Below are 11,972 nucleotides of genomic sequence, written 5' to 3' on the forward strand. Positions count from 1 at the left end.
CCGATGCGCAGCGTATAGTCTTCGCCTTCCATGAAGCATCTGTTGAATCTGCTGGCAGCGGTCGCGCTGCTGGTATGGGGTACCCATCTCGTTCGCACCGGCGTGCTGCGCGTCTTCGGCGCCAATCTGCGCAAGATCCTCGTGCAGAGCATGCGCAACCGCGTCACCGCGGCGCTGTCGGGCATCGGCGTGACGGCGCTGGTGCAGTCGAGCACCGCCACCTCGCTGATGACCTCGTCCTTCGTCGGCCAGGGCCTGGTCACGCTGCCGGCCGCGCTCGCGGTGATGCGCGGCGCCGACATCGGCACGGCACTGATGTCGGTGCTGTTCTCGGCCGACCTGTCCTGGCTGTCGCCGCTGTTCATCTTCCTCGGCGTGGTGCTCTTCATCACGCGCCCGTCCACCGTGGCCGGGCGCGTGGGGCGGGTGCTGATCGGCCTGGGCCTGATGCTGCTCGCGCTCCAGCTGGTCGTGGAAGCCACCGGCCCGCTGTTCTCGGCGCCGGCGATGCGTGCGCTGCTGGCCTCGCTCAACAGTGACGTGCTGCTCGAGATCACCATCGGCGCCGCGCTCGCGATCGTGGCGTACTCCAGCCTGGCGGTCGTGCTGCTGGTGGCCGCGATGGCGAGCTCGAACGTGGTGCCGCTCGACGTCGCGCTCGGCCTGGTGCTCGGCGCCAACCTCGGCAGCGGCCTGCTCGCGGTGCTGACCACGGCCAAGTCCGCGGTCGCGGTGCGGCAGGTGACGGTGGGCAACCTGCTGTTCAAGATCTTCGGCGTGGCCATCGCGGCGCCCTTCGTGGGCCTGTGGCTGCGCGAGGTGCGGCCCTACGTGTCCGATTCGACGCAGCTGGTGGTGCTCTACCACCTGGCCTTCAACGTGATCTTCAGCCTTGCCTTCATCGGGCTCACCGACGCGGTCGCAGGGCTGGTCACGCGCCTGCTGCCGGTGCCCGACGAGCCGGTCGCCACGCGGCGCCAGCAGCACCTGGACCCGTCGGCGCTGTCGACGCCCACGCTCGCCATCTCGAACGCGGCGCGCGAGGCGCTGCACCAGGCCGACGTGGTCGAGACCATGCTGATCGGCATGCTCAACGTGATCCGCCACAACGACCTGCGCCTGGCGCAGGAGCTGCGCAAGCTCGACGACACGGTCGACCAGCTGTACTCGTCCATCAAGTACTACATGACCAAGATCTCACGTGCGGCGCTGGGCGAGGAGGAGAGCCGGCGCTGGACCGACATCATCAGCTTCACCATCAACATGGAGCAGATCGGCGACATCATCGAGCGGGTCATCATCGACATCGAGGACAAGAAGATCAAGCCACAGCGCAACTTCTCCGAGGCCGGCATGGGCGAGATCGTCGAGCTGCACGAGCGGCTGGTCGCCAACCTGCGCCTGAGCATGAGCGTGTTCCTCAACGGCAACGTGCGCGACGCCCAGAAGCTGCTGGAGGAGAAGGCGCGCTTTCGCGACCTCGAACGCGCCTACGCGACCACCCACCTCGGCCGGCTGCAAGACCAGACCGCGCTGAGCATCGAGACCAGCTCGCTGCACATCGACCTCATCAGCGAACTCAAGCGCATCAACTCGCACATCTGCTCGATCGCTTATCCGATCCTCGAATCCGCTGGGGCGCTGGCACCTACTCGCATGCGCGAGTCGCGCCTGGGCACATTGGAATAGACCCGCTCTTACAGGGTCAGAATCGTGCAGCCAGTCGTCTTGCGCGCCTCGAGGTCGCGGTGCGCCTGCTGCACGTCGGTCAGCGCATAGCGCTGGTCGATCGAGATCTTCACCGCACCGCTCTCGACCACAGCGAACAGGTCGTCGGCCATCGCCTGCGTGCTCTCGCGCGTGGCCATATGGGTGAACAGCGTCGGCCGCGTGATGTAGAGCGAGCCCTTGGACGCGAGCAGGCCGAGATTGAACAGCGGCACCGGCCCCGATCCATTGCCGAAGATGGCCAGGAGGCCAAAGGGCCGCAGGCAGTTCAGCGAACCCTCGAAGGTGTCCTTGCCGACCGAGTCGTAGACCACCTTCACGCCCTGGCCGCCGGTGATCTCCTTGACGCGCTCGGCAAAATTCTCGGTGCTGTAGTTGATGGCATGGGCCGCGCCATGCGCGAGCGCGAGCTGGCACTTGGCATCGGTGCCGGCCGTGCCGATGAGCCGCAGGCCGAGCGCCTTCGCCCATTGGCATGCGATCAGGCCGACGCCGCCCGCGGCCGCGTGGAACAGGATGAAGTCGCCGGCCTGCAGGCCTTCGGCCGGCAGCGTCTTCTTGAGCAGGTACTGCGCCGTCATGCCCTTGAGCATCATCGCGGCGCCGGTCTCGAAGGAGATCGCGTCGGGCAGCTTGCAGATGAACTTGGCCGGCATCACGCGCAGCTCGCAGTAGGCGCCCGGCGGCTGGCCGGCATAGGCGGCGCGGTCGCCGGGCTTCAAATGCGTGACGCCCTCGCCCACCGCCTCGATCACGCCCGCGGCCTCCATGCCCAGCTGCAGCGGCATCGCGAACGGATAGAGGCCGCTGCGCTGGTAGATGTCGATGAAGTTCAGGCCCACGGCCTTGTGGCGGATGCGGACCTCGCCGGGACCGGGATCGCCGACCTCGACATCGACGATCTTCAGTTCTTCGGGACCGCCGTTGCGATCGATGCGCACGGCTTTGCTGCGGCTGCTCATGGTGATGTCTCCTGGTGATCAGTAGGTTCCGGGATAGGCGCCGCCGTCGACCAGCACGTTCTGCCCGGTCATGTAGGCCGCATGCATGCTGCAGAGAAAGGCGCAGATGGCACCGAATTCCGCCGGCGTTCCGAAACGCCCGCCCGGAATGCTCTTCTGCCGCGCGGCGCGGATGGCCTCGACATCCTTGCCCGTTTTCTGGGCCGCCCCCGCCAGGGTTCCCTTCAGCCGATCGGTATCGAAGGAGCCGGGCAGCAAGTTGTTGATCGTCACGCCCTTGGCGGCGAGCGGCGTGCGCGCCACGCCGGCGACGAAACCGGTGAGCCCGCTGCGCGCGCCGTTGGACAGGCCGAGGATGTCGATCGGCGCCTTCACCGAACTCGAGGTGATGTTGACGATGCGCCCGAACCCGCGTGCCGCCATGCCGTCGACCGTGGCCTTGATCAGCTCGATCGGGGTCAGCATGTTGGCGTCGACCGCCTTGATCCATGCCTCGCGGTCCCATTCGCGGAAGTCGCCGGGCGGCGGGCCGCCGGCGTTGGTGACCACGATGTCGAAGTCCTCGTGCAGCGCGAACACGGCCGCGCGGCCTTCGGAGGTCGTGATGTCGGCTGCGACCTGCTTCACGAAGGGCGCGGCGGCATGCCCGGCCGCGGCCTTCGACAGCGTCGCCGCCGCGGCCGTCAGCGCCTCGGCGCCGCGCGCCACGATCACCACGTTGACGCCTTCGCGCACCAGCGCCTCGGCGCAGCCGAAGCCGAGCCCCTTGCTCGCGCCGCACACCAGCGCGGTCCTGCCTGCGATTCCCAGATCCATGTTCGTTCCTTCGGGCTCAGCGCCCCGTTCGTGTGAAGACAAAGATGCCGGCGATGACCAGGATGGTGCCCGCCGCGATCCATGCCGTGAAAGGTTCACCAAGGATAACCACGCCCATCAGGATGGTCGATAGCGGCCCGACCATGCCGGTCTGCGCCGCCAGGGCGGGGCCGATGCGCTCGATCGCCATCATCACGGCGAGCACGGGCACGGCGGTGCACAGCACGGCATTGAGGATCGACAGCCAGATCACCGCGGGCGCCACGGCCAGCGCCGCGCCCACCGGCCGCAGCAGCACGAACTGCGCGATGCACAGCACGCAGGCCACGCTGGTCGCCAGGCCCACCAGCCTGAGCGAGCCGAGCCGCTTGACGTACTCGCCGCTCGCGACCAGGTAGACCGCATAGCTGACGGCGCTGAGGAAGACCAGCAGCGTGCCCCAGGCGGCCGCCGCACTTTGCCCGAGCTGCACCTCGTGGCCGAAGACCAGCAGCACCCCCATGTAGCTGACCGCCATGCCCGCAACCTGCCAGCGCGTGATGCGCCGCCGGTAGACGATCCATCCGAACAGCAGCACCAGCGTCGGATTGAGATAGAGCACCAGCCGCTCCAGGCTGGCCGTGATGTAGGCGAGGCCGGCGAAGTCCAGGAAGCTCGAGAGGTAGTAGCCCGAGAATCCCAGCGCCAGCACGCCGGTCCAGTCGCGCCGCGTGAGCGCTGGCTTGCCGCGCCCGGCCCACCAGGCCATCAGCGCGAACATCGGCAGCGCGAACAGCATGCGCAGCATGATGAGCGTGACCGCATCGACGCCGTAGCGATAGGCCAGCTTGACGATGATCGCCTTGCCGCTGAACGCGATCGCGCCGAAGGTCGCGAGAAGAAGCCCCGATCCGACCGGCTTGTGAGCGGGTTGCCCTGTCGTGGCGCCTGCCTGCATCGACGCTCAGTACCCGGCGGCCTGGCCGTCGCGGCGCGCATCGCTCGCCGCCACGTAGCCCTCGACCGCTGGATCGCCCGCGCGCCAGATGAACTGGCCGGCGCCGAAGTCCTGGTAGGAGTCGTTGATGACCTCGACCTGGTGGCCGAGCTCGCCCAGGCCCTGCACCATGGCCGGGTCCATGCTGCCTTCGGCGTTGATCTCGAGGCCGCTGTTGAAGCGCCAGCGCGGCGCGTCGCAGGCCGCCTGCGGGTTCTGGCCGTGGTCGAGCATGCGCACCAGGGTCTGCATGTGGCCCTGCGGCTGCATGTTGCCGCCCATCACGCCGAAGCTCATCACCGGCTTGCCGTCCTTGGTGAGGAAGGCGGGAATGATGGTATGGAACGGCCTCTTGCGCGGCTCCACCACGTTGGGATGCTTCTCGTCGAGCGTGAAGCCGTGGCCGCGGTTCTGCAGGCTGATGCCGAACTCGGGTTCCACGCAGCCCGAGCCGAAGCCCATGTAGTTGCTCTGGATGAAGCTCACCATCATGCCGCGCTCGTCGGCCGCGGTGAGGTAGATGGTGCCGCCCTTGACCGGGTTGCCGGCCTTGAAGTCCTGTGCCTTTTTCACGTTGATGAGTTTGGCACGCGACGCGAGGTAGGCGCCATCGAGCATTTGCAGCGGGCTCAACTCCATCGACGAGGGGTCGGACACGTAGCGGTAGGTGTCGGCGAAAGCGAGCTTCATGGCCTCGATCTGCAGGTGCTGCGCGGCGACCGAGTCGACCGGGATCGATGCCATGTCGAAGTGTTCGAGGATGCCGAGCGCGATCAGCGCCGCGATGCCCTGGCCGTTGGGCGGTATCTCGTGCAGCGTGTGGCCGCGGTAGGTTTGCGAGATCGGCTCGACCCATTCGGGCCGCCAATTGGAGAGATCGCGCACCTTGAGACTGCCGCCGTTGGCGTTGGAGAAGCGCTCGATCGCCTCGGCGATCTCGCCGCTGTAGAAGGCGTCGCCCTTGGTGGCGGCGATGGCCTTCAGCGCGCGCGCGGCCGCCGGGAACTTGAACAGATCGCCGACCTGCGGCGCGCGGCCCCAGGGCAGGAAAGTCTGCGCGAAGCCCGGATGGGACTGCAGGATCGGCGTCGCCGCAGCCCACTTCTGCTGCACCACCGGCGGCACCAGGTAGCCGCGCTCGGCGATCTCGATGGCCGGCGCCATCAGGTCCTCGAAGGGCAGCTTGCCGAAGTGTTCGGACAGCATGACCCAGCTGCCGACGGCACCGGGCACGGTGACCGAATCCATGCCGCGCTGCGGCGGCGTGGCGGCGTTGTTGCCGTACTTGCGGCGGAAGTACTCGGGCGTCCAGGTCTCCGGCGAGCAGCCGGAGGCATTGAGGCCGTGCAGCCGCTCGCCGTCCCACAGGATGCAGAAGGAATCGCTGCCCAGGCCGTTGCTGACGGGCTCGACCAGCGTCATCACGGCTGCTGTCGCCACCGCGGCATCGACGGCGTTGCCGCCCTGCTGCAGGATGCGCAGCCCGGCCTGCGCGGCCAGCGGGTGCGAGGTCGAGACGACATTGCGTGCGAAAACCGGAATGCGCGTCGAGGTGTAGGGGTTGGCGTAGTCGAATTTCATGGTCTCAGTCTGCGACGATCTTGCGATCGATGATGATCTTCTTCCACTTGGCGGCGTCCTGCGCGACCAGGGTGGCGAGCTGTGCAGGCGTGCTGGTCGCCGGCTCGATGCCCAGGCGCGCCAGCTTGTCGCGCACCTCGGGGTCGCTGAGCGCCTCGTTGGCCGCCGTGTTGACGCGTGTCACCACGTCGGCCGGCAGGCCCTTCGGGCCATAGAGCCCGAACCACGTGTTCGACTCGAAGCCAGGCAGCGTGTCGGCGATCGGCGGCAGCTCGGGCGCCAGTGGGCTGCGCTTGAGGGACGTCACGCCCAGCGCGCGCAAGCGGCCGTTGCGCACGTGCGGCATGCCGGTGGGCAGCGAATCGAACAGCACGTCCACCTTGCCGCTGATCAGGTCCGGGATCGCCAGCGCCGTGCCTTTGTAGGGAATGTGGGTGACGAACACACCGGCCTGCGACTTGAACAGCTCGGCCGTGAGCTGCACGATGGTGCCGTTGCCGCTCGAGGCGTAGTTGAGCTTGCCGGGGTTCTTCTTCGCGTAGTCGATCCATTCGCGCACCGTCTTCGCGGGCGAATCGTTGGGCACGAGCATGATGCTCGGCGCATCGCCGACGTGCGCGATCGGCGTGAAGTCGCGCACCACGTCGTAGGGCAGCTTGTTGATCGAGGGCCCGATCGAGTGCGTGCTGCTGGTCGCCAGCAGCAGCGTGTAGCCGTCGGGCTGCGCCTTGGCGGCGTAGTCGGATCCGATCGCACCGCCTGCGCCGGGCTTGTTGTCGATGATCAGTTGCGCGCCGAGCTTCTCGCTCATCTTCTGGCCCAGCGTGCGCGCGAACAGATCGGTCGCACCCCCGGCCGGAAAAGGCACGACCAGACGGACCGGCTTGGACGGATAGCCCTGCGCAAGGCCGCTGGAAGATACGGCCAGGCAAAGCGCTGCGGCGCACGCCTGGAGGAACAGGATTCGTTTCATGGTGCTGCTGGATTGTGAATCTCGATGGAGGAAAGCGAATGCTAAGCAAGCACGAGCCATCAAGCCAGATAATCCAGATTATCGAACTATGAACCATAGTGATGACGAGACCCGCCTCCGAAGAGATCTCGCTGCAGCAGCTCCGGGCCCTGGCGGCGGTCGCCGAGACGGGTAGCTTCACGCTCGCGGCCGAGGCCTTGCAGCTCACGCAGCCCGCGATCAGCCACCTGATCAAGCGCATGGAACACGATCTGGGTCAACCGCTGCTCGTGCGCGGTCGCCGCATCCGCATCACCAACGCGGGCCAGATGATGGTCGACACGGCGGTGCGCACGCTTCGGTTGATCGACGAGTCGGTGCGCACCTGCAGATCGCAGTCCCAGCTGCGCGAGGGACGCGTGGTGCTGGCGGTCGGACATCTGACGGCAGCCGCCCTGTTGCCCCCGCTGCTCGGGCGCTTTTCGGTGCGCTTTCCTGCGCTCGCGACCTCGCTGATGGACAGCACGGCCGAGCAGATGATTTCGCGCATCCTCTCGCAGGAGGCCGATCTCGGCTTCGGTTCGGACATCGGCCAGGAGCACTCGGAACTCGCGACAGAGCCGCTTTTCAGCGAGCGCATGGCCGTGTTCGTGCGTGAGGATCATCCCCTGGCCAAGGGAACGGCGATCGATGCCAGGCAGTTGGAGTCGCTGCCCTTCATCCATGTCAATCCGGACGCCAATGTGTGGCGGTCCGTCAGCCGGCAGCTGTCGAGCGTGGTCAAGGTCTCGCGCGGGGTCCACCACGTGTCGATGCTGTCGACGGCATTCGGCCTGATCCAGGCGGGCGCTGGCGTCGCACTGCTGCCGCGCTATGTGGACGTCCTGATGCCCGCCAATCTGCGGGCAGTGGCCGTCACGCGCCCGGTGCTGGAATATCCGGTGGTCGCCGTGCGCCTGGCCAAGCATCCGCTCAGCCCGGCCGCCATGGCCTTTCTGGCCATGGCGAGGCAGCACATTCAGCGGCCGCGCAAGCCGGGCTCGTGACGCCGGGTTCGTTCAATCCTCGACGAAAGCCTCTTCGCGCTTGGATTTGACCGCAGGCAGCAGCACGATCACCAGCAGCAATACGGCGGCGGCCAGCAGCCCGGCCGAGATCGGCCGCGACACGAACACGCTCCAGTCGCCGCGCGACAGCAGCAGCGCGCGGCGCAGGTTCTCTTCCATCATCGGCCCGAGGATGAAGCCCAGCAGCAGCGGCGCCGGTTCGCAGCCGAGCTTGAAGAACAGGTAGCCGATGAAGCCGAAGGCGCCGACCATCCAGACGTCGAAGGTGTTGTTGTTGGTCGAGTACACACCGATCGCGCAGAACAGCACGATCGCCGGGAACAGGTACTTGTAGGGCACCGACAGCAGCTTGATCCACATGCCGATCAGCGGCAGGTTCAGGACCACCAGCATCGCATTGCCGATCCACATCGAGGCGATCAGGCCCCAGAACAGCTCGGGGTTGCTGGTCATGACCTGCGGGCCGGGCTGGATGTTGTGGATGGTCATCGCGCCCACCATCAGCGCCATCACCGCATTGGGCGGAATGCCCAGCGTGAGCAGCGGGATGAAGGAGGTCTGCGCGCCGGCATTGTTGGCCGACTCGGGCGCCGCCACGCCGCGGATGTTGCCCTTGCCGAAGGGCACTTCGCCGGGGTGCAGCTTGGTCTTCTTCTCGATCGTGTAGGCCGCGAAGGCCGACAGCAATGCGCCGCCGCCGGGCAGGATGCCGAGCGAACAACCCAGCGCCGTGCCGCGCAGGACCGCGGGCAGCATGCGCTTGAAGTCCTCCTTGGTCGGGAACAGGCCCGAGACCTTGGCGGTGAAGACCTCACGCTCGTCGTCGGGCCGCGACAGGTTGGCGATGATCTCGCCATAGCCGAACACGCCCATCGCGATCGCGACGAAGCCGATGCCGTCGGTCAACTCGGGGATGTCGAAGCTGTAGCGCGCGACGCCAGAGTTGACGTCGGTGCCGACCAGGCCGAGCAGGAGACCCAGCACGATCATGCCGATGGCCTTGAGCAGCGAGCCCGAGGCCAGCACCACGGCGCCGATCAGGCCGAGGATCATCAACGAGAAGTACTCGGCCGGCCCGAACTTGAAGGCCAGCTCGGTCAGGGGCGGCGCGAACGCCGCGAGGATCAAGGTGCCCACGCAACCGGCGAAGAAGGAGCCCAGTCCCGCAGCGGCCAGTGCAGGTCCGGCACGCCCTCTTCGGGCCATCTGGTAGCCGTCGATCACCGTCACGACCGAGGACGACTCGCCAGGCAAGTTGACCAGGATGGCGGTGGTGGAGCCGCCGTACTGCGCGCCGTAGTAGATGCCCGCGAGCATGATCAGCGCCGACACCGGCGGCAGCGCGTAGGTGGCCGGCAGCAGCATCGCGATGGTGGCCACCGGGCCGATGCCCGGCAGCACGCCGATCAGCGTGCCCAGGATGCAGCCGATCAGGCAGTACAGCAGGTTGGTGAAGGTGAAGGCGACACCGAAACCGATGGAGAGGTTGTTGATCAGGTCCATTTTTTTCTCAACCCGTGATGAAGGTCGGCCAGACCTGGATCTGCAGCTTGAGGGCCCAGATGAACGCGACGTAGCTGCCGACCGCCAGCACGGTGGCGAGGATCAGCACCTTGCGAAGATTGAACTCGCTGCCTGCGAGGCTCGCGATGATGACCAGCGCGTAGATCGCGAGGATCATCCCCATGGCCGGCAGGCCGATGCTCGGCAGCCCGCCGAGCAGCACGCCGAACGCGAGGTTGGCGCCGAGGATGAAGACGACCTGCTTCCAGGCCCATTTGCCGATCTTGTCGCCGTCGGTGGTTTCGACGGCGAGGCCGGCGAACATGATGCCGAGGCCGATCAGCGCCATCACGACGCCCAGCATGAGCGGGAAATAGCCGGGGCCCATGCGCGCGCCGTTGCCGACGGTGTAGGTGGTGGCACCCCACGCGAACCCGATGCCGATGACGGCGAACATCAGCCCGGCGAAGAAGTCCTTCTGACTCTTTATTCTCACGAACAGTCTCCACGAAAAAATCGATCGGGCGATTGTGGAGTCAGGTGAGAGTCAGATTGATGTGGGTTCCACCTACCGGAGATTCAGGGTATTCCCGCAGCGTCAGGACTCGAGCGGCGGCGTCGCGCTCAGCACTTCCTCGATGGTCGTGACGCCCTCGGCCACGCGCAGCGCGCCGGCCAAGCGCAGCGGGCGCATGCCGTCGAGCACGGCCCGCTTGCGCAGCCCGGCCAGGTTCGGTTCCTTGTTGACCAGCGCCTTGAAGTCCTCGCCGATCGTCAGCAGCTCGTAGAGCCCCATGCGGCCCATGTAGCCGGTCATGCGGCAATCGACGCAGCCGACCGGCTTGTACGCGCGCACCGAACCGCTGATCTGCCACGGCTTCACGAACTCCGCGAGCTTCTCGCGCGTGATCGACGCGTCGGGCTGCTTGCAATGCGTGCACAGCGTGCGCACCAGGCGCTGCGCCAGCACGCCGAGCATCGTGGCATTGACCAGGTAGGAAGGCACGCCCAGCTCCATCAGGCGCGTGATCGCGCTGGGCGCATCGTTGGTGTGCAGCGTGCTGAAAACGAGGTGGCCGGTGAGCGCGGCCTGCACCGCCATCTCGGCGGTGGCAATGTCGCGGATCTCGCCGACCATGATGATGTCCGGGTCCTGCCGCATCAGCGCACGCAGTCCCTCGGTGAAGCCGAAGTCGAGCTGCGGCTGCACCTGCGTCTGGTTGAAGGAGGGCTCGATCATTTCGATCGGGTCCTCGACCGTGCTCACGTTCACCTCTTCGGTCGCGACGCGCTTGAGCGTGGAATAGAGGGTGGTGGTCTTGCCCGAGCCGGTCGGCCCGGTCACCAGGATGATGCCGTGCGGCCGCGTCACCAGATGCTCCCAGCGCTCTGCATCGTGCTGCGCGAAGCCGAGCGCATCGAGGTCCTTGACGGCGGTGTCGGGATCGAAGATCCGCATCACCATCTTCTCGCCGAAGGCCGTCGGCAAGGTCGACAGGCGCATCTCGACCTCGTCGCCGCGGATGTTGCGGGTCTTGATGCGGCCGTCCAGCGGCCGGCGCTTCTCGACCACGTCCATGCGGCCGAGCAGCTTGATACGCGAGACCATCGCATTCATCACGCCCATCGGCATCTGGTAGGCCGGATGCAGCACGCCGTCGATGCGAAAGCGGATCACGCCCTGCTCGCGCCGCGGCTCGAGATGGATGTCGCTGGCGCGCTGGTCGAAGGCGTATTGCCAGAGCCAGTCGACCACCTGCACCACGCTCTGGTCGTTGGCATCGAGCTGCTTGTTGCTCTTGCCGAGCTCGACCAGCTGCTCGAAGCTGGCGCCACCCGTATTGCTGCCGGCCTTCTGCGCCGCCCGCACCGACTTGGCCAGCGCGAAGAACTCCGCCGTGTAGCGCTGGATGTCGACCGGGTTGGCGACCACGCGCCGCACGGTGCGCCGCGACTGGCGCTCGACCTCCGACACCCAATCGGTGAGAAAGGGCTCGGCCGTGGCCACCACCACCTCGCTGGACGTGACCTGCACCGGCAGCACCTTGTGGCGCTCGGCATAGGCCGCGCTCATCGTGTCGGCCACCTTGCCGACATCGACCCTGAGCGGATCGATGCGCAGGTACTTCAGGCCGGCGCGCCCGGCCAGCCACTCGCTGAGCATCTCCAGGTCGAGCGGCTTGCCGTCGCTCTCGCGCGTCATCGCGACATTGGCCAGGCGCAGCAGCGGCCCCTGCCGGCTCTCGGCCTGCGCGCAGCGCGCGAGCGTGCGCTTGGCCTCGACCGGCGAGATCACGCCGTCCTTGGCAAGCCACTCGATCAGGCGCCGCAGATCGAGCGGGCCTTCGTGGCGGGAGGAAGCTGCAGGGGAAGAAACGGCACTCATG

At 67.0% G+C, this 11,972-nt stretch carries 10 protein-coding genes; 2 read left to right on the forward strand and 8 right to left on the reverse strand.

Features of this window, described 5'->3' with window-relative positions; genetic code table 11:
• Positions 1–30 precede the first annotated feature (30 nt).
• On the forward strand, positions 31–1,689 hold the full coding sequence (locus E5P2_RS20875; RefSeq protein ID WP_162569058.1) for a Na/Pi cotransporter family protein: 1,659 nt from the start codon (positions 31–33) through the stop codon (positions 1,687–1,689).
• An 8-nt stretch (positions 1,690–1,697) separates the two neighbouring features.
• On the opposite strand, the gene E5P2_RS20880 is transcribed toward E5P2_RS20875, so the two are convergent.
• Genes E5P2_RS20880 through E5P2_RS20900 form a run of 5 tightly spaced genes read right to left on the reverse strand, consistent with a single transcriptional unit; the run spans position 1,698 to position 7,036 of the window.
• Positions 1,698–2,690 carry a quinone oxidoreductase family protein gene (locus tag E5P2_RS20880; RefSeq protein ID WP_162569060.1) on the reverse strand — a complete coding sequence of 331 codons (993 nt, stop codon included), beginning with the start codon at positions 2,688–2,690 and terminating at the stop codon, positions 1,698–1,700.
• Positions 2,691–2,708: 18 nt separating this feature from the next.
• Positions 2,709–3,506, reverse strand: a complete 798-nt coding sequence (locus tag E5P2_RS20885) for an SDR family oxidoreductase (RefSeq protein ID WP_162569062.1) — start codon at positions 3,504–3,506, stop codon at positions 2,709–2,711.
• Positions 3,507–3,522: 16 nt separating this feature from the next.
• Positions 3,523–4,443 carry a DMT family transporter gene (locus E5P2_RS20890; protein ID WP_162569064.1) on the reverse strand — a complete coding sequence of 307 codons (921 nt, stop codon included), beginning with the start codon at positions 4,441–4,443 and terminating at the stop codon, positions 3,523–3,525.
• Between the two features lie 6 nt (positions 4,444–4,449).
• Complete coding sequence (locus tag E5P2_RS20895; RefSeq protein ID WP_162569066.1) at positions 4,450–6,063, reverse strand: gamma-glutamyltransferase family protein; 1,614 nt, start codon at positions 6,061–6,063, stop codon at positions 4,450–4,452.
• 4 nt (positions 6,064–6,067) lie between these two features.
• Entirely contained in the window at positions 6,068–7,036 is a 969-nt protein-coding gene (locus tag E5P2_RS20900) for a Bug family tripartite tricarboxylate transporter substrate binding protein (protein WP_162569068.1), read from the reverse strand.
• A 101-nt stretch (positions 7,037–7,137) separates the two neighbouring features.
• On the opposite strand from E5P2_RS20900, the gene E5P2_RS20905 reads away from it, so the two are divergent.
• Positions 7,138–8,061 carry a LysR family transcriptional regulator gene (locus tag E5P2_RS20905; RefSeq protein WP_162569070.1) on the forward strand — a complete coding sequence of 308 codons (924 nt, stop codon included), beginning with the start codon at positions 7,138–7,140 and terminating at the stop codon, positions 8,059–8,061.
• Between the two features lie 12 nt (positions 8,062–8,073).
• Here E5P2_RS20905 and E5P2_RS20910 read toward each other — a convergent pair whose 3' ends face one another.
• The 3 genes from E5P2_RS20910 to E5P2_RS20920 all read right to left on the reverse strand — a co-directional run bounded on the left by E5P2_RS20910 (position 8,074) and on the right by E5P2_RS20920 (position 11,971).
• On the reverse strand, positions 8,074–9,585 hold the full coding sequence (locus tag E5P2_RS20910) for a tripartite tricarboxylate transporter permease (RefSeq protein WP_162569072.1): 1,512 nt from the start codon (positions 9,583–9,585) through the stop codon (positions 8,074–8,076).
• Between the two features lie 7 nt (positions 9,586–9,592).
• Entirely contained in the window at positions 9,593–10,081 is a 489-nt protein-coding gene (locus E5P2_RS20915; protein WP_162569074.1) for a tripartite tricarboxylate transporter TctB family protein, read from the reverse strand.
• Between the two features lie 102 nt (positions 10,082–10,183).
• Entirely contained in the window at positions 10,184–11,971 is a 1,788-nt protein-coding gene (locus tag E5P2_RS20920; RefSeq protein WP_162569076.1) for a GspE/PulE family protein, read from the reverse strand.
• Position 11,972: the final 1 nt, after the last annotated feature.

Origin of the sequence: Variovorax sp. SRS16, from assembly GCF_901827165.1 — a bacterium.
Lineage (GTDB): Bacteria > Pseudomonadota > Gammaproteobacteria > Burkholderiales > Burkholderiaceae_C > Variovorax.